Source organism: Novosphingobium lentum NBRC 107847 (genome assembly GCF_001590965.1).
In the GTDB taxonomy this organism is placed as follows: domain Bacteria; phylum Pseudomonadota; class Alphaproteobacteria; order Sphingomonadales; family Sphingomonadaceae; genus Novosphingobium; species Novosphingobium lentum.
This window is the reverse complement of sequence record NZ_BCTW01000001.1, coordinates 26,172-44,412: the sequence shown is the minus strand read 5'-3', so window position 1 is coordinate 44,412 and position 18,241 is coordinate 26,172. Positions and strand designations below refer to the sequence as shown.

The following is an 18,241-nucleotide window of genomic DNA, read 5'->3' as shown; positions in this document are numbered from 1 at the left end:
GGAGAGCATGGCCGACAGCCCAACCGGGACCGGTGAGACGCGCTTTGGCATCTGCAAGGTGTGCTGGGCGGGCTGCCCGGTCGAGGTGACGGTGGAGGACGGGCGCGCGACCAAGGTCGTCGGCGATCGCCAGTCCCCGATCTATGGCGGCTATACGTGTCCCAAGGGCCGGGCGATGCCCGAGGCGCATTACTCGCCCACGCGCGTGCTGCATCCCCGCAAGCGGATGCCCGACGGCAGCTACACCGAAATTCCGATGGCGCAGGCGATCGAAGAGATCGCGCAACGCATCGAAGGCATCGTGGCAGAGCACGGGCCCGAAGCGATCGCGGTCTATCCCGGCAACGGCAACCTGACCAACCCGATCAACCCGGTGATCGGCGCGATGTTCATCATGGCGATGGGCACGTTTCCCGACCGGTTCTTTTCGGTCCAGACCATCGATCAGGCGGGCAAGGTCATCGCGCAGGCACTGCACGGCCGTTGGATTCCGGGGCCGCAGCCGTTTTCCACGGCCAAGACCTGGATCATGGTCGGGACCAACCCGGTCATTTCCAAGCAAGGGGTTATGGTCAATCCGGGGCAGACCGTGAAGCAGGCGGTGAAGGACGGGATGAAGCTGATCGTGATCGATCCGCGCGCTACTGAATCCACCGCCCACGCGTTCCTCCACATCGCGCCGCAGCCGGGCCAGGACGCCGGCATCCTTGCCGGGATCCTGCGCGTGATCCTGTCGGAAGGTCTTTATGACGCCGCGTTCGTGGCGGACAACGCGATCGGAATCGAGGCGCTCAAGGCCGCGGTCGAACCGTTCACGCCCCATCATGTGGCCGACGTCGCGGGGATTTCGGCTGACGATCTGATCCTGGCGGCGCGCACGTTTGCTGCCGCCGAGAGTGGCTGTGTCGTCACCGCCACGGGCGCGCATTTTCCGCTCCACGGCACCTTGTGCGAATATCTGGCGCTCAGCCTCAACACGGTGTGCGGTCGCTGGGTGCGCGCGGGCGAGCCCCATGCCCAGCCGCACGTGCTGTTGCCTGACGTACCGATCCATGCGCAGCCGCATGCGCCGTACCAGCCGTGGGATCACAGCAAGCTCAGCCGGATCAACGCCCTGCCGCAGACCGTGGTGGGCGCGCCGACCGGCACGCTGCCCGACGAGATCCTGACACCGGGACCCGGCCAGGTGCGCGCGCTGATCTGTTCGGGCAGCAACCCCGCCGTGTCGCTCCCCGACCAGAACCGCGCGGGCCGGGCGCTGGGGGCGCTCGACCTGCTGGTGGCGATCGACGTCGAGATGTCGAACACGGCGCGCATGGCGGACTACGTGATTCCCGACCGGATGGCGCTGGAAACGCCCGCCTGCTCGCAGTTTTCCGAATCGATGAAGTACTACGGCATCTGGACCGGCGGCTACGAGGTGCCTTTTGCCCAATATGCCCCCGCGCTGGTCGAACCCCCGGCGGGATCGGATACGATCGAAAGCTGGGAGTTCTTCTATGAACTGGCCCGGCGGCTGGGCAAGCAGATCACCTACTTCGGCAACGCTGCCGGCACGGGGCAGCACTGGGACAAGCCGCCGGTGGCGTTCGCGCTGCCGCTGGACCGGCGCCCGACGACCGAGGAGATGTTCGAGGCGATGTGCGCCGGCTCGCGCGTGCCGCTGGCGGAAGTGAAGCAGCACGTTCACGGCAAGGTGTTTGGCGACCTGGACCTGACCGTGCTGCCACGCGCCGACGATTGCACCGCCAGGCTGCAGCTGGCCGATCCGACGATGATGGCGGAACTGGCCGCCGTGTTCGTCCATCGCGGCGACACCGCGAATCCGAGCGCGGAATTTCCGCTGATGCTTATCCCCCGGCGTGCCAACGACATGATGAACTCGATCGGGCGCACCAACCCGAAGCTGACGGCGCGGCGCACACACAATCCCGCCTACCTCAACCCGTCGGACCTCGCCCGGTTCGGCCTGGCAACGGGCGACATCATCCGCATCCGGTCGGAACACGGCGAGATCAGCGGCGTGGCCGAAGCCGAACAGCGGTTGCGCCCGGGCACGCTGTCGATGTCGCATTGCTTCGGCACCAACCCTGACGAGGCAGACGATCCGCTGGGCCAGGGCGGCTGCACCTCGCGGTTGATGGACGCCAACGCGGCGTTCGATCCGGTGTTCGGCCAGCCGCGCATGGGCGCCATTCCCGTCAGCATCGAACCTGCCGGCAGGGTCTGAAGATAGGGCTTATGCCGTCGCCCAAGGGCGTGTGCCGCACTTTTCACTGCTGGTTCTGTGCATTTCACCGCGCAAGATGCACCATCTCGACGCGAAACCCTATCGCTCGGTAGGAAAAGAGGATTGCGTTCTTCGCCGGATTGGTGAAGGAAGGCGCGCGAAGGCGACCATCAGAGTCGCCTCAGCAGGAGAGTGCAGCATCATGGGTCTTGTCCCCACCACGATCATCCCGCCCCGCGTGACGCCGATCATCGTTCCGCGCAAAGGCTTCCTCAACCTAGTCGAGTCGATCACGCGTGCGCGGCTGGTAACATTCTGTGCCCCGGCGGGCAGCGGCAAGACGACTGCGGCACTGTACTGCCACAATCTGATGAAGGCCGAAGGGCGCGCGGCGCTGTGGCTGTCGGTTCGCGCGGGCATTCGTGATTTTCCGTCGTTCTTCGGCGCACTGAAGGCGGCCGGTCTTGCTGCCGGGCTGCAGTGGAACGATCTCGACCGGGCGGGATCGGAAGAAGCGTGGCTGGCCGCCCTGGCGCAAGTCCATGAAAAGCCGCCGGTACTGGTGATCGACGATGCCGATTTGCTGCCGGTGGCGGTGCTCAATTTCATCAGCCAGGCCATTTCCAGCGCACGCGATGCGCTCACCGTGATCCTGATTTCGCGCGGCGCGCTGCCGGTGCCGATCGCGCGTGCGCGGTCGCTCGGCTTCCTGGTGGAAGTGGGTGCGCCGGAACTGGCGTTCGACGATGACGAGGCCAGCGAACTGATCACCCGCGTGGCGGGCGTTCCGGTCGATGCGGAAATCATGCAGCAGATCGTGCGCGACGCCCACGGCTGGGCTTCGGGCCTGGTCATCGGCGGGGAGCTTTACCGGCGCGAACTGGCGCGGGGCAAGGCGTGGCAGCCGCTGTCGGACAACCTTCGCCGGGAATTCACCGGCTATTTCTCCGAAGAAGTGCTGGCCCTGCAGACGCCCGAGGTGCGCGATTTCCTGATCGATACCTGCATCCTCGACGAGCTGACCGGGCCTTCGTGCGCGGCGGTGACGGGGGACGACAATGCCCGGGCGATGCTCGACGACGCCTATCGCGCAGGCCTGTTCATCGATGCCATCGACGAAGAGCGGAGCCGCTACGCCTACCATCCGCTGTTCCGGGCGATGGCGCTGGGCCGTCTGTACGAACGCGCCTTTGCCCGCGCGGCAGAGCTGCACCGCCGCGCCAGCCGGCATTTTGCGGCGCGCGGCGAGCTGCTCAAGGCGCTGGAACATGCATCGGCCAGCGGCGATCAGGAATTCCTCGCCGACCAGCTGGATCTGCTCGCCAACGACCTGACCACGGCCGGGCACCTCAACCGGCTGGACGAGATCGCGTCCGCGCTGCCGTGGGCGGTCAGTTCGACCCGGCCGATGCTGATCCTGGCCATGGCCTGGCGGCGTATCCGGCGCCTGTCGTACTCGGCAGCATCGCGTCTGATCGACACGGCATGCGCGCTGCGCGATGCGCTGGTCGCCGATGGAAAGCTCGACGCATATGCCGCGACGACGCTCGATCACTACATCCGCCACCGGCAGATCATGCTCGCCGCCGCGCAGGACGACATGGTGCGGGTCGAGCGTGATGCCGAACAGCTGATCGCGGAAATCGGCGACGACGAGGCATACCTCAGCTGTACGCTGCTGGCGCAAGTCATCGCCGCCCGGCGCGAGTTCTACCATTTCCACGACGCGCTCAAGCTCGAGGCGGAAGTTCGCCGCGCGCTGGACCGGCCGGGCGCCGAATTTTCCTCGATCGCGCTCAAGTGCTCGATCGTGCCCACGCTGATGGTGCAGGGCAAGTCGGTCATCGCACGGCGTTTCAGCGAGGAAGCGCTTGCCTCGGCCGGTGCGCGCGATGCGGAAATTCCCGGCCTCGCCGCGTTGCCGGCGCTGCCTTATGCCGAGCTGCTGTACGAGATCGGCGAGCTCGATCTGGCGGGCGAACTGGTCGACCGCTACCTGCCCGGGATCCGGCAATGGGGCATGGTCGATCAGCTGGCCTCGGGCTATCTCGTCCGCGCCCGGCTGGCGTTTGCCAAGGGTGACAGCGTATCCGCGCTGGCCGGCCTCGAGGAAGCGCACCTCGTCGCCATCGAATGCGGGCTCGACCGGCTGCGCGCCAACGTGGTGGCGGAACAGGTGCGGATCCTGGTCAAGTCGGGCCACATCGACGAGGCCGAGGTCGCGTTGCGCGCCGTGGGCCAGTATCTCGATGATGAGCCGGTGCCCACGCTGAACCCCTCGCGCCGCCGCGAATGCCTGGCGATCGCGTGGATCAGGATCGAGATGCAGCGCCACCGGCTGGTGCGCGCGTGCAAGGTCGCCACGCGCTGGCTGGAGTTTGTGCGGCGCAGCGGATCGGTCCGCTCGGCGGTGGAATTCGAACTGCTGCTGGCGGAAATCTTCGTGCTGCAGGGCAATCGCTCGAAAGCGCGCCGCGCGGTGCGGTCCGCCGTGGAACTGGCGGAACCGGCCGGCTGGATCCGGGTGTTCCTTGATGAAGGCGAGGTCATTTCGGCCTTGCTGAGCGAAGCCTATGCCAACGGCCCCGCGCTGGATACGCGCGCCGACCGGTTCGCCGCGATGCTGGTGGCGCGGGTGGACAACGGTCCGTCGATCGAAGTGGACGAAAGCGAAAAGGCGTTCGGCCTGACCGGGAGGCTGGCCAGCCGCGAAGTCGATATTCTGATCATGGTCGGCGGCGGCTTGCGCAACCGCGAGATCGGTGAGCGCCTTGGCCTCACCGAGGGCACGGTCAAGTGGTACATGCAGCAGATCTACGACAAGCTGGGCGTGCGCCGCCGGCCGCAGGCGGTGCTGCGCGCACGCCAGTTCGGCATCCTGACGTGAGATAGGCGCGCGACACCCCGCCACCTGCTTGCGAGAGTGGGCAGGCGCAGGGTCGCGCCCTCCATCACACGGGGTTGAAATGGCACAAGGCAAAGTCGTCACCAGGCGCGCCATGATCGGCGTAATCCTGTGAGCGAAGGATCGACCGGGCCGCTTGCCGGCGTTCGCATTGTCGAGATCGATGCCATCGGCCCGGTTCCGCTCGCGGCGATGCTGCTGGCGGACATGGGGGCAGAGATCGTGCGGGTCGCCCGCCCGCCCAGCGCGGGGGTCGGCGCGTGGGACGATGTCGGCGGCGATATCCTGCATCGCAGCCGTGCGGTCACCTACCTGAACCTGAAACATACCGAAGACCGCGAACAGCTGCTGACGCTGATCGCACAGGCCGATGCGCTGATCGAAGGCTATCGCCCCGGGGTGATGGAACGACTGGGACTTGGCCCGGATGCCTGCCTTGCGCGCAATCCCGCGCTCGTATTCGGTCGCATGACCGGCTGGGGGCAGACCGGGCCGCTGGCGCTGCGCGCCGGGCACGACATCAACTACCTGTCGATCACGGGCGCGCTGCACGCGATGGGCGACGGGGCCGGACCACCGCCGGTGCCGCTCAACCTGGTGGGCGATTATGGCGGCGGGGCGATGTTCCTGATCGCCGGCCTGCTGGCAGCGATCCTCTCGGCCCGGGCGACGGGCAAGGGCCAGGTCGTGGATGCCTGCATCACCGACGGCGTGCCGTCGCTGATGAGCCTGTTCTATGCGTGGGAACCCAAGGGGCTGTGGGCCGATGCGCCCGCATCGAACCTGCTCGACGGGGGGGCGCCGTTCTATCGCTGCTATCGCTGTGCCGACGGGCGCGATGTGGCGGTCGGCTGCCTCGAGCCGCAGTTCTTCGCGCAGATGATCGAGGGCCTGGGACTGGACGATTGCGGCTACCGGCAGGACGACCGCGCCGACTGGCCGCGCATGGCCGCAGATTTCAGCGCCTGTTTCGCCACCCGGCCGCGCGACGAATGGGCGGCGCTGTTTGCCCAGACCGATGCGTGCGTCACGCCCGTGCTGTCGATGGCCGAGGCTCCGGTCCATCCGCACAACGTCGAACGCGCCAGCTTCGTGACGCGCGGCGCGATCGCCCAGCCTGCCCCGGCACCCCGGTTCTCGGACACGGCCTGCGCGATCACCGAGCCCGAGACGCTGACCATCGCAGCCGCGCTGGCGCGTTGGGGCGAGGCAGCGGCGTAACGGTCGAGGCGCAATTCGCGCCTACCCCGCGTTGGTCAAACGCGGGCGACCATGGTTTCGCGCAAGCGGGCGAGCAGCGCGGCGTCGATGCCCGCCGCCGCGAAATAGCCTTCGAAGCTGCCGTATTCGGCGGTCATCGCCGCGAACGCCGCATTGAGCAGTTCGACATCGACGCCGATCATCGCATCGATCAGGTCCTGGCTGGGGACGAAGCCGAAGGCTTGCTGGAACTGTTCCTCGATCCCGCCGCGCAGCCGCAGGTTTTTGGCGAACACGTCCGACCGTTCATAGTCGGCGATCACCACGTCGTCGGGCACGCCAACGGCGCGCAGCAACAGCGCGATCATCACGCCGGTCCGATCCTTGCCGGCGGTGCAATGGACCAGCACCGGCGTTTCGCCGGCGACGATCGATTCGACCAGATGCCGCAGATGCGGGCGCAGTGCGGCGGGAATCGCGGCATAGTTGCCGACCAGCGCACCCCACACCGCTTCGGGCGACTGATCGTGCCGCAGCGCCTGCCAGCCGCTGTTGGTCTGCACGCGCAAATCGGCGGTCACGTCGAGGTTGAGCAGGCGCGCGGCGTCGGCCCAGTCGTTGGGGTCCTTGTCGCGCTCGCCTTCGGAGCGCAAGTCGCAGACCAGCCTGATGTTCAGCGCGGCCAGTTCCTCGCGGTGGACCGGCTCGAAGCTGGCGGGGCCTTCGGAACGGTAGATCACGCCCGGTCGGACGATGCCGCCGTGCTGCGTCGGCAAGCCGCCGATATCGCGGAAATTGAGCTTGGAGAGGGCTTCGGTCATCGCAAGTACCTGTGGATTTGAATGAAGCAATGGCGGGCGAACGTCAGCACGACAACTGGCCGCCATCGACGACGAGCGTCTGACCGGTGATGTACGATGCCGCATCGGACGCGAAATAGAGCACGGCGGCGGCGATATCGTCGGGGTGGCCGACCCGGCCGATCGGCGGCATGAACTTGGCGATCTGTTCAGGCGGAAACGACGGGCCGGTCGAGGTCATCTGGCCCGGCGTGGCGGTGTTGCCGGGGCACACCGCGTTCACGTTGATGCCGTCTCCGGCCACTTCCATCGCCACCGACCGCGTCATGCCGGCCACGCCCGCCTTCGACGTCGCATAGGCCAGCAGGCTGGGCGCGGTGGCGTGGAACGCGCTGTTGGAGGCGATGTTGATGATCCGTCCTCTGGTCGCGTCGGCGCGCATCACCCGCACGGCTTCGCGCGTGGCGATGAACGGGCCGCGCAAGTTGACGTCCATCATCGTATCCCAGAACGCGCTGGTCGTATCCTCGAGGAAATTGCGGTGCTGCAGGCCTGCGCAGTTCACGACGATGTCCAGCCGGCCGAAATCGGCGCGCGCGCCGTCCACCAACGCGACGATCTGGTCCTCCTGCGCCATGTCGACGCGATAGGCCCGCGCGCTGCCCCCCGCCGCCACGATCCCCGCCGCTACCTGTTCGACCGCGTCCTGCTGGATGTCGGCCAGCGCCACGGCGGCGCCCGCGCCGGCAAGATAGCGGGCGATCCCTTCGCCCATGCCCTGCGCCGCGCCGGTCACGATCGCCACGCGCCCGTCCAGCCCGAACAATTTTGCAAAATCCAGCATCGTCCTGTCCTTTCCCGACATGCGGTGCTGTCTAGCTGGCTGGGCGGTGCGCAAACGCCTGCCTATCGGGAGGGTCGGGCGCAATCGACGTCGGGCAAAAACCTCGGGCTCGGTTTGGGGAAGGGTGTGCGGATGAAACTCTACAGCAAGGAAGGCGTGGAGATGATGGACGTGAAATCCATCGACCTCGACGGCGAGCGACTGGTGATCAAGGGCAAAATGATGGGCGCGATGGCGACCACGATCTATGTCGCTCCGGCCGACATGTGGGGCGCGTTCAAGCTGTTTCCGTGGCGGGTGAAGCTGCGCATGCCCGGGCTGCTCGTGCGCGGCTGGCTGGCGGAACGGCGCGCGACGCCGAAATAGCGCCGCCTGCAGCACGCGGACGGCTGGCCGCGTTGTCGCGAAATCCCTTCATCGCCCGGTGCGCCTGCAACAATCTTTTCGGGTAGCCGCGCCAACTTGACCTGCGTCAAAGTTGGAATCGCCGTTTTAGGGCTTGATCCTCATCGAGAGGACAAAATGAACAAACGGTGTCTTATTGGTACTGGCCCGCCGGAGTTGCGCAGGGATCGTCGGCCGCGCGCCGGATCGAGCGCGGCCGCCCGCACAGGCACGCCCCGGCGCAGCGCGCCCGACGCACCCATCCCGGACTTCATCTGAATCACAGCACTCCGCCCCATCGGAAAGGACAGTTCGCATGCGCATCGACCATCTCAGCAAGTTTCAGGACGATCCCGTTTCCCACCTGATGGATCTGGAAAACCGCGAGGTTTCCGTCGCCGCACTCTACGATCCCGATCTGTACGAGCTGGAGATGGAGCGGATTTTCGCCAAGGCCTGGCTGCTGCTCGGCCACGACAGCGAAATCCCCAAGGTCGGCGATTATGTCGTTCGCCTGATGGGCGAGGATCAGGTGATCGTCGCCCGCGCGGCCGACAACCAGGTGCATGTCTCGCTCAACGTCTGCCCGCACCGCGCCATGCATGTCTGCATCGCGGATTCGGGCAACACCCGCGTGCACAAGTGCATCTACCATGGCTGGGCGTTCCGCCCCGATGGCAGCTTCATCGGCGCGCCGATCGAAAAGGAAAAGATGCATGGCGAGATCAAGTCGAAGGAACAGCTCGGCCTGAAGCAGGCGCGCGTCGCGACGCTCGGCGGCCTGGTGTTCGCCACGTTCAACCACGATGGTCCGTCGCTCGACGACTGGCTCGGCGAGATGAAGTTCTACTATGAAATGCTGTTCTGCCGCACCGACAACGGGCTGGAAGTGCTGGGCCCGCCGCAGCGCCTGACGATCGATGCCAACTGGAAGACCGCGGGCGAGCAATCGGCGTGCGACGGCTTTCACACGCTCACCCTGCATGGCTCGCTGCTCGAAGGCGGGGCGATGGCGGGCGAGGAAAACACCGAGCACGAAAGCGCGCCCGCGATGTATGGCGTGAACGTGTCGGGCAACGGCCACTCGCTGCGCTGCATCCCGGCGGACACCAGCTGGGCGATGATGGCGGGCAAGACCCATCCGGGCATGACCGACGACGAACGCCTGGAGATGATGCCGCCGCCGGGCATCACCAGGGAACTCCTGCCGCAAGTGCGCCGGAACCTCACCGCCGAGCAGCTGCACGTGTTCGCCAAGGCGCCGCCGGTCGTGGGCGGCATGTTCCCCAACGTGAACATCCTGTTCGTCTACGCTCCGCTGCGCGACGGCACGCTGGGTTCCGCACTGGTGCTGCACTCGATCAACCCCAAGGGCGTCGATAAGTTCGAGTGGGTGACCTATTTCTTCACGGAAAAGGACGCCAGCCCCGAGGTCAAGCACATGATGCGCGCCGCCGCTGCGCAGCTCACCGGCACGTCGGGCATCATCGAACAGGACGACAGCGACACCTGGCCGCACATGTCCGAAGCCTCGCGCGGGTTCATGGGCCGCACCGAAACGCTCAAGTACCAGGCCATCCTCGGCGAGAACCGCCCGGCCGACTGGCCGAACAAGGCGCGGGTCTATTCCGGGTTCAGCAAGGACGACGCGCAGTGGAACTGGTGGCTGGCCTATCACGAGCTGATGACCAGCAAGGCCTGAACCTAAGGCCTGAACCTGCCCGCAATTTCAGAGGATTGAACCATGTCCATTTCAACCGAAATGAAGCCTGCGACCACCAGCAGCACGCTGACCGAAGTCACCTACGGCTCGCCCGTCTACAACCAGATCATGACCTGGATGATCCGCGAGGCGCGCCTGCTCGATCACCGCCAGCTCGACGAATGGCAGACGTATCTGGCCGAGGACCTGATCTACAAGGTGCCGGTCCGCCTGACCCGGCGGGTGCAGGGCTTCGACACCGAATTCAGCGATGTCGGCCACATGGACGACGACTACGGCTCGATGACCGCGCGCGTGCAGCGCCTGACCGGGACCAAGAGCGCATGGGCGGAAGACCCGGCATCGCGCGTGCGCCGCTTCGTAACCAACGTATCCGTGTGGGAAACCGATATTCCCGGCGAATACAAGGTGTCGAGCTATCTGCTGCTGACCCGCAACCGCGCCGACGCGCGCGATTACAAGCAGCTGAGCGCCGAGCGCAACGATCGCCTGCGGTGGAACGGCGAACGCTATCTGCTCGCGCATCGTATCGTGCTGATCGATCAGGTCGTGCTGGGCATGCCCAACCTGGCGATCTTCCTGTGATCTGAAATCGAACACGTGCGGCGCGAAGCGGCGGCCGGGACAATGCCCTGCTGCGGTCTTCGCGCCACGCCGCCTTACCCAACCCTGCCACGGGAGTTTCGCCATGGGAGTCGATCAGATCGATCCGCTCGACAAGATGCTGGGCGATTACCGCCTGGTCAGCGACACCTACACCGGTCGCTGCCCCGCCAATCCGTATCCGATGCTCGAACAGAAGCGCAGCGCGTGCCCCGTCATGCAGGGCGATGTGCTGGCCGAATACGAAGTCCCCAGCCAGGCGGATTTCATGCGTTCGGGCCGGCCGATCGTGTCGCTGTTCCGCTACAAGGACGTTCACGCGGTTCTGAAGGACCCGGTCAACTGGAAGAGCTATCTTCTGGCCGAAGGGTTTGGCGCGGCGGTCGACAACATGCTGTTCACCGGCATGGACGGCGACGTGCATGACACATACCGCGACCTGATTTCGCGGCCGTTCCTGCGCTCTGAAGTGCGCAAGCAGATGGACACGCTGATCGCGCCGATCATCCGCGACGAATACGTCGCCGCGATGCGTCCGCTGGGCAAGACCGACCTGATGCGCGACTTTGCCCTGCCGTTCCCGCTGCGCGTCGCCTATGCCTATCTGGGCTTTCCCGACGATGCGCGGGTGGTGCAGAAGCTCGCTGGCCTGGCGCTGCGGGTGCTGGCCGGTCCGCAGTTCGATCCCGAAGTGGCCAAGGTTACCGGGCCGGCCTCGATCGCGGCCGGGATCGAGATGCACCAGACCATCCTGCCGATCGTGGCCGCGCGGCGTGCTGCCGGAACCGACGGCGACGATGTCATCGGCTACATGATGCGCGTCGATATCGACGGCAAACGCTTCGACGACAACGACATCACCGCGTTCGTGCGCATGCTGCTGCTGGCGGCGGGCGAAACCACCACGCGCGCGTTCGGCAACATGATGGTGCAGTTGCTGGAACGGCCCGACGTCATGGAGCAAATCCGGCAGGACCGCAGCTTGATCCCCAGGGCGATCAACGAGACCATGCGCCGCGATCCGACCGCGGCGGCACTCGCCCGCATCGCCGCCCGGGACATGGTCGTCGGCGGGGTGACGATCCCCGAAGGCACTGCCGTCTCGCTCTCGATCGCGTCGGCCAACCGCGATCCCGAAACGTACGAGCGCCCCGACGAGCTGTGGATCCAGCGCCCGATGCGCCCACTGCTCAGCTTCGGGTTCGGCCCGCACATCTGCATGGGCATGCACCTGGCGCTGGCCGAGCTGGAGATCGCGCTCGATGCCCTGCTCGATCTGCCGAACCTGCGCCCTGCGGCCGGATCGGCGCCCGCGTTCGTGCGCGGCCTGAACTTGCGCGGCGCCGATACCATTCCCGTCGAATGGGATGTCTGACGGTCGGCGCCATTACCCTGAGAGGATTTCGCGATGAACTTCATCACCACGATGCAACCCGTGCCAGACCATGTTCCGGCCGAGCTGGTCCGCAACTATCCGTTCGTGCTGGGCAACATCACCAGCGGCAATCCGTATGACCGGATGGTCCATGACGTGCACCGCTTCGCCCCGCCGGTGTTCTACGCGATGGACGCCTATCCGGGCGGATCGCCGGCATGGGTCGTCCGCCGCTTTGCCGATCTGCGCGCGATCTATGCGGATGACACCCACTTCACGGTGAAGGGCTTTGCCCCGTTCGCGATGATGATCGGGGAAAGCTGGGGCAACGTTCCGGCCGAAGCCGACGCACCGCTGCACGATCAGTACCGCGCGCTGCTCAATCCGCTGTTCACCCCCGCCGCGCTCAAGAAGCTGGAAGCCAAGGTCACGTCGGTGGCCGAGGGGCTGGTCGCGAAATTCCGCGACGAACCGGCCATCGACTTCCGCGCCGCGTTCGCCGTGCCGTTTCCGGTGTCGATCGTGCTCGATCTGCTGGGCCTGCCGCTGGAGCGGATGGACGAGTTCATGGCATGGGAGCACATGCTGCTCCACGATCTGAACATGGAACACCTGCAGACCGCGACCCGCAACGTCGTCGGCCTGTTCCGCGACGTGATGAAGGAACGCCGCGTCCATCCGGGCGAGGATCTGGTCAGCTTTGCGTTGAACGCCAGGATCGGTGACCGCCACCTCACCGACGATGAAGTGGTCGGCTTCTGCTTCAACCTGTTTATCGGCGGGCTGGACACGGTGACCACCAACTTGTGCTGGCAGTTCCGGCACCTTGGTAACGATCTGGAATTGCAGCGCACACTGCGCGCCAATCCCGCGCTGATCCCCGATGCGATCCAGGAAATGCTGCGGTTCTATTCGCCCGCAAGCACGTTCCGCACCTGCATCAAGCAAATCGAGATCGGCGGGGTGACGATCAAGCCCGGCGACAAGGTGCTGATGGCCACGCTGCTGGGCAGCAACGATCCCGAGCAGTTCGATCACCCGGAGGAATTCCGTATCGACCGGCGGCCGACCCATCTCGCGTTCGGTTCGGGCATCCACCATTGCCTTGGGCATCATCTGGCGCGGCGCGAACTGACCGTGGCGATGAACACCATCCTGCGCGAACTGCCCGAGTTCCGTTACGACAGCAGCGTCGAGGTGCTGACCGATCTGGGCGGTGTCATCCAGCCCCGCGCCGTTCCACTGTTGCTGGCCGCTGCTGCCGGATCGAAGGGGGCCTCGCGATGACCAGAATCACCTTCCAGCTGCACGACGGAACGCAGCGCACGGTCGATGTCGATCCCGACACCACGCTGATGCGCGCGGCGGTCGACAACGACGTGCCGGGCATCAATGGTGAGTGCAACGGCTGCGCGACATGCGCCACCTGCAAGGTGCAAGTGGCGGAAAGCTGGTTCGACCGGCTGCCGGGGATCGATGAAATCGAGGAATCGCTGCTCGACGATGCCGCGCCGCGCACCCGGCTGTCCTGCCAGATCGCCATCACCCCCGATCTCGATGGCCTGACCGTTGCCGTCCCGATCAGCCAGTATGCCTGACACGCTGCAGCTGGAGCCGGCGGGCCAGCTGGACAACGCGGCGCTGCTCGATGCCTCGTTCGAGCGGGCGGCGGACCACGGCGGCGATATAACGCCGCTCGTGTTTGCCCGGTTCTTCGAGCTGGCGCCGAAGGCCGAGGCCCTGTTCCAGCTTGACACGCTCGATCCGCAGGCCCGTGGCCGGATGCTGGCGGAAATGTTGACCATCCTGCTCGATCAGGCGGGCGGCGAAAGTTATGTCGGACCGACCCTGGCCACGATCGCCGCCGATCATGTCGCCTATGGCGTGGTCGGCCAAGACCTGTACGGCCACTGGATCGAGGCCCTGACGGCAACGGTCCGAGACCTGAACGGTCCGGCGTGGACGGCTGGGATGGCAGCGGCGTGGAAGTGTGAAACCGGCAAATTCCTTGCCGCGCTGGCCCGCAAGCGCGGCAGGTAACCGGTCGGATCAGTTGGCCGGACGTTCAGTTGGCCGGGCGTTCAGTTGGCGGGACGGGGATCGCCGCGCAGCATCTGTTCCATCTGCGCCGAAAAGCTGTCCCAGCGATCGTTCCATCGGTCGGTGGTGCGCAGGATGATGCGGCTGGTCTGCAGCCGCACCAGCAAGTCGGCCACGGCTGCGCGGTCGATCGGGCTGGCCCTGTGCCGGTCGAAATGATCGAGGCTGGGCCCCAGCGCGTCGAGCAGCGCAGCGCGGTGGCGCGGCGCGTGGTTGTGAAAGAAGTTCACCACGAACACCGGGTCGACGATCAGCATCTTGTCCGCTTCCTGCAGAGTGCTGTATTCATTGTGAAAGCGCAGCACGCAGTGGAGCCGTTGGATCGGATCGGCGATGCCGGTCGCGACGTCGCGGATGCCGTTCTCGAACGCCAGCGACACATGTTCGCTGACCGCGCGCAGCACGTCCTCCTTGGTCTTGAAATAGCGGTAAAGCGTGCCGCGCGAAACGCCGGCCAGCTTGCCGATCGTGCTCATGGACAGCCGTTCCGCACCGCGTTCGCCCAGCGCCTGCAGCGCGCCATTCAGGATCTTGAGCACGCTGGCGGGCGGACGATCGAGCGACAGCGCCCCGGTCCACGGCACCGTATCGAAATTGCGCGCAAGCGAAACGTACATCGCCAGGTGTTCCCCAAAGTCGCTGCGGCGTCCGGGCCATCGGCACGGGCTTGGCAGGATAATTCGCGTTCGCGGGGCTGCAGAAGCGGCCCAATCGGGCCACTTCCGGCAACTTTCCGCGACTGCATATGAACAGGTAATACAAATTCTGTCCAACAAGTTGACCTGGATCAACGATTAGCCCGCCGTCGCATGGTTGTTTGGCCGCAAGGAGAGCGGGCCATGGTGAACGGCGGTTCGATGAAAACAAGCGCTGCGACGCTCGCGGTCACGCGGGTCAGCGGATTGACGCTGGACGTGGTCGATCTCGACGCGGCGCGGAAATTCGCTGCGGCACTGGGCCTGCACACGGCCGACAAGGGCGATGGTCTGGTCGGCATAGCCGACGACGGCAGCGGTATCACCTTGCGCGGCGCATCCCGCCGCCGCCTGACCGGATTGCGCTTCGATTGCCGCCCCGGAGACATCGCGGCGCTGGTCGAAGCGGCGCTGGCTTTCGGCACCACGATCCTTGAACAGGGCGACGATGCCCTGATGCTCGACGGCCCCGATGGCATCCGGCTGGACATTCGAGCAGCGAGAGCACCGGCCCCGCGCCACGAGGCTTTGGTCCTGCCGCACGCCCCGCTGCACAGCCAGGCACCGGCTGCCCGGCCGCTGGCGCTGTCACACGTCGCGATCTTTGCCAGCGACGCGCCGGCGGCGCTCGCCTTCTACGGCACGGTGCTGGGCCTGCGCCTGTCCGATCGGTGCGGCGATGGCCTGATGTTCCTGCATTCCGGCCACGGCGGCGATCACCACATTCTGGCGCTGGTCGGATCGACCACCTCGGGCCTGCATCACCACAGCTGGGAAATGGGCACGATCGACGCCATCGGCTTGCGCGCCAACCGTCTTGCCGAGGCAGGCCATGCACGCGGCTGGGGCCTTGGCCGGCACGTGCTGGGCTCGAACTTCTTCCACTACATCGCCGACCCCTGGGGCAGCCACGCCGAGCTGACCACGGGTCTGGACCAGGTCGATCCCGCGACATGGGAGGCCGGCGATCACGACCCGGTCGATGCCTTCTACCTGTGGGGTCCGCCCTTGCCCGAAGGCTTCATCGCCAACGCCGAAGAACACGACCGCACGCCGGCGCTGGCCGACGGCTGACCCAGTTTCCCGATCACAACAAGGAACCATCATCATGGCAACCGCAGTCGCCTGGAAGACCGAGATCGCCGACACCGGCTACAACGAACAGGCCGAAAAGGAGCTCGTCGGCCGGGCCAGGGAATTGTACCCGGTGATCCTGAAAGGCGCGGAAACCTGTTCGGACAAGGGCCGCCTGTCGGACGAAGTCGTCGATGCGCTGACCGATGCCGGGTTCTGGGACATGGCGCTGCCCCGTCGCTGGGGCGGATATGGCACCAGCTGCCGGGCGATGTCGCTGGTCGGGGCCGAACTCGCGCGCGCCGATCCGTCGGTGGGCTGGGTCTATACGGTCTATCACGGCAGCACCTGGGCCGCGAGCCTGACCCCCGACGCCACGCAAGAGGCATTGTTCGGCGATGGCAGGAAGGCGGTGATCTGTGCCGTCGCCAACCCGCCGGGCAAGCTTGAGCCGGTCGACGGCGGCTACCTGCTCTCGGGGCGGTGGCCGTATGCGTCGGGCTGCTACCATGCCGACTGGGCGCAACTGGGCTGCAACGTCCATCACCCGGACGGCAGGGTCGAACACGGCGGCAATGCCTATGTCCGGATGAGCGACGTCACCATCGAGGAGACGTGGCACATGATCGGGATGAAGGGCACCGGATCGAACACCATCGTGGTCGACAAAGTGTTCATTCCCACCGCCCAGTTCGATTTCGTGGCGCAGCACGGCATGGCCAATCACCACCCGGGCAAGCGCCACGTCGGTGAACCGCAGGATTACTGGCCGTTCATGCCGTTCCTGCGCGCCACGGCGCACTGCGTGGTCGGCGGGGCGGCGCTGGAAATTCTCGATCGCGTGACCAACGCCATGCACGGCCGCAAGATTCTGTACACGACTTACGCCGACCAGTCGCAATGCGTGAACGCGCAGGCGCAGCTGGGCGAAGCGGCGGCGCGGATTCATGCGGCGATCGCAGTCACGCTCAAGAACGTCGATCTGGTCGATCAGGTCGGCCTGACCCGCCAGCCGCTGACCGCGGCCCAGCGCGCGCTGAGCAAGGGTGAGGGCTCGATTGCGGTCGATCTGGTGTCGCAGGCGGTGGACAAGCTGATGTTCCTGGCCGGATCGAGCGCATTCAACGACGCCAACCATCTGCAGCGGCTGTATCGCGATTGCATTTTCGGCATGCGCCATACCGCCAACCTGCCTTACGTCGGCTATGAGATTCTCGGCAAGGCGCTGCTCGGGATCGAGCCGAACATCGCCCATCCCGATTTCATCTGATCCGGCCCGGGCGGGTAGGTGCCCGGCGCCCCCTCCTTAAGATGGGTGAGCCGGCCCCGGCTCACCCGCAAGCTGCCCTGACGATGCACAGGGAGAGGGCGGCATGAGCGCACGGATCAAAGGCTATCTCACCGACGGCCTGTGGCTGCCCGAAGGCCCTGTCGCGATGGCCGACGGCAGCCTGATCGTGGTCGAAGTGCTGGGCGGGCGGCTGACCCGGATTGCGCCCGATGGGACGAAGTCGACGGTCGCGGACCTGGGCGGCGGGCCCAATGGCGCGGCGATCGGTCCGGACGGGCGCTGCTATGTGTGCAACAACGGCGGCTTCCAGCACATGGTTCTGCCCGATGGCGGGCTGCTGCCATTGGAAGCGCCGCTCGATACGCCGCCGGGTTCGATCCAGGTGGTCGATCTGGCAACCAGCACCTTCGAGACGCTGTATGACCACACCGACGCGACCCCGTTCTGGGGCCCGAACGACATCGTGTTCGATGATGCCGGCGGGTTCTGGTTCACCGATTTCGGGCGCGACCGGGGCCGCGCGCGGATGCGCGGCGCGCTGTATTACGCCAAGGCTGATGGATCGGAAATCCGCGAGGTGGTCGCGCCGCTCGATGGTCCAAACGGCGTCGGCCTCTCACCCGATGGCAAGACGCTCTATGTCGCGCTGACGTTCGAGGGACATCTCATCAGCTTCCACCTGTCGGGTCCGGGGGTGATCGACCCGTCCGCGTCGCACATGCCCAACGGCAGCACGATCGTGGGCCGCGCCGGGCCGGGCATGTATCTCGACAGTCTGGCGGTCGATAGCGCGGGGCGCATCTGTTGCGCATCGCCCGGCATCGGCGCGGTCCTGGTTTTTCCGCCCGAGGGTGGCGTGCCGGAGATGATCGCGATTCCCGATTTTCTGACCACCAACGTCGCGTTCGGTGGCCCCGACCGCCGAACCGCCTACGTGACGATGGGCAGCACCGGGCGCGTGGCCGTGCTGGACTGGGACGTGCCCGGACTGGAACTCGCCTTCAACTGATCGAGCCG

At 66.1% G+C, this 18,241-nt stretch carries 16 protein-coding genes; 13 read left to right on the top strand and 3 right to left on the bottom strand.

Translation table 11 applies throughout. The annotated features are described in order from the left end of the window. Positions 1-7 precede the first annotated feature (7 nt). From NL2_RS00220 to NL2_RS00210, 3 genes are all read left to right on the top strand, one after another. The gene (locus NL2_RS00220) at positions 8-2,230 is read left to right on the top strand and encodes a molybdopterin-containing oxidoreductase family protein (RefSeq protein ID WP_068070486.1); all 2,223 of its coding nucleotides are present in this window, start codon (positions 8-10) and stop codon (positions 2,228-2,230) included. A 202-nt stretch (positions 2,231-2,432) separates the two neighbouring features. Continuing rightward, the gene (locus NL2_RS00215) at positions 2,433-5,117 is read left to right on the top strand and encodes a winged helix-turn-helix domain-containing protein (RefSeq protein ID WP_084355749.1); all 2,685 of its coding nucleotides are present in this window, start codon (positions 2,433-2,435) and stop codon (positions 5,115-5,117) included. 129 nt (positions 5,118-5,246) lie between these two features. Then, the gene (locus NL2_RS00210) at positions 5,247-6,356 is read left to right on the top strand and encodes a CaiB/BaiF CoA transferase family protein (protein ID WP_068070484.1); all 1,110 of its coding nucleotides are present in this window, start codon (positions 5,247-5,249) and stop codon (positions 6,354-6,356) included. A 35-nt stretch (positions 6,357-6,391) separates the two neighbouring features. Here the strand turns inward: NL2_RS00210 and NL2_RS00205 are convergent, their stop codons facing one another. Together NL2_RS00205 and NL2_RS00200 are read right to left on the bottom strand one after the other, a co-directional pair. Continuing rightward, positions 6,392-7,156: a tyrosine-protein phosphatase gene (locus tag NL2_RS00205; protein ID WP_068070482.1), complete on the bottom strand. Its 765-nt coding sequence runs from the start codon at positions 7,154-7,156 to the stop codon at positions 6,392-6,394. 43 nt (positions 7,157-7,199) lie between these two features. Next, on the bottom strand, positions 7,200-7,979 hold the full coding sequence (locus NL2_RS00200) for an SDR family NAD(P)-dependent oxidoreductase (protein ID WP_068070905.1): 780 nt from the start codon (positions 7,977-7,979) through the stop codon (positions 7,200-7,202). A gap of 132 nt (positions 7,980-8,111) precedes the next feature. On the opposite strand from NL2_RS00200, the gene NL2_RS00195 reads away from it, so the two are divergent. The 7 genes from NL2_RS00195 (at position 8,112) to NL2_RS00165 (ending at position 14,104) form a co-directional block, all read left to right on the top strand. Then, positions 8,112-8,345 carry a hypothetical protein gene (locus tag NL2_RS00195; RefSeq protein ID WP_068070480.1) on the top strand — a complete coding sequence of 78 codons (234 nt, stop codon included), beginning with the start codon at positions 8,112-8,114 and terminating at the stop codon, positions 8,343-8,345. A 334-nt stretch (positions 8,346-8,679) separates the two neighbouring features. After that, on the top strand, positions 8,680-10,065 hold the full coding sequence (locus NL2_RS00190) for a Rieske 2Fe-2S domain-containing protein (protein WP_068070478.1): 1,386 nt from the start codon (positions 8,680-8,682) through the stop codon (positions 10,063-10,065). Between the two features lie 42 nt (positions 10,066-10,107). Continuing rightward, positions 10,108-10,671 (top strand): 3-phenylpropionate/cinnamic acid dioxygenase subunit beta, encoded by a 564-nt coding sequence (locus NL2_RS00185; protein WP_218006079.1) that lies wholly within the window; start codon positions 10,108-10,110, stop codon positions 10,669-10,671. Between the two features lie 103 nt (positions 10,672-10,774). Beyond that, positions 10,775-12,064 (top strand): cytochrome P450, encoded by a 1,290-nt coding sequence (locus tag NL2_RS00180; RefSeq protein WP_068070476.1) that lies wholly within the window; start codon positions 10,775-10,777, stop codon positions 12,062-12,064. A 33-nt stretch (positions 12,065-12,097) separates the two neighbouring features. After that, positions 12,098-13,351, top strand: coding sequence for a cytochrome P450 (locus NL2_RS00175; protein WP_068070474.1), 1,254 nt, complete (start codon positions 12,098-12,100; stop codon positions 13,349-13,351). After that, entirely contained in the window at positions 13,348-13,662 is a 315-nt protein-coding gene (locus tag NL2_RS00170; protein ID WP_068070472.1) for a 2Fe-2S iron-sulfur cluster-binding protein, read from the top strand. Before NL2_RS00175 ends, NL2_RS00170 begins: the two co-directional genes overlap by 4 nt. Further along, positions 13,655-14,104 carry a globin gene (locus NL2_RS00165; RefSeq protein WP_068070470.1) on the top strand — a complete coding sequence of 150 codons (450 nt, stop codon included), beginning with the start codon at positions 13,655-13,657 and terminating at the stop codon, positions 14,102-14,104. The genes NL2_RS00170 and NL2_RS00165 overlap by 8 nt, the downstream gene beginning before the upstream one ends. Before the next feature lie 41 nt (positions 14,105-14,145). Here the strand turns inward: NL2_RS00165 and NL2_RS00160 are convergent, their stop codons facing one another. Continuing rightward, positions 14,146-14,781: a TetR/AcrR family transcriptional regulator gene (locus tag NL2_RS00160; RefSeq protein ID WP_068070468.1), complete on the bottom strand. Its 636-nt coding sequence runs from the start codon at positions 14,779-14,781 to the stop codon at positions 14,146-14,148. Positions 14,782-15,021: 240 nt separating this feature from the next. Here NL2_RS00160 and NL2_RS00155 point away from each other — a divergent pair, with 240 nt between their 5' ends. From NL2_RS00155 to NL2_RS00145, 3 genes are all read left to right on the top strand, one after another. After that, positions 15,022-15,933, top strand: coding sequence for a VOC family protein (locus tag NL2_RS00155; protein WP_169799440.1), 912 nt, complete (start codon positions 15,022-15,024; stop codon positions 15,931-15,933). Positions 15,934-15,967: 34 nt separating this feature from the next. Beyond that, complete coding sequence (locus NL2_RS00150; RefSeq protein WP_068070465.1) at positions 15,968-17,203, top strand: acyl-CoA dehydrogenase family protein; 1,236 nt, start codon at positions 15,968-15,970, stop codon at positions 17,201-17,203. Positions 17,204-17,306: 103 nt separating this feature from the next. After that, positions 17,307-18,233, top strand: coding sequence for an SMP-30/gluconolactonase/LRE family protein (locus NL2_RS00145; RefSeq protein ID WP_068070463.1), 927 nt, complete (start codon positions 17,307-17,309; stop codon positions 18,231-18,233). The last annotated feature ends 8 nt before the right edge of the window (positions 18,234-18,241 follow it).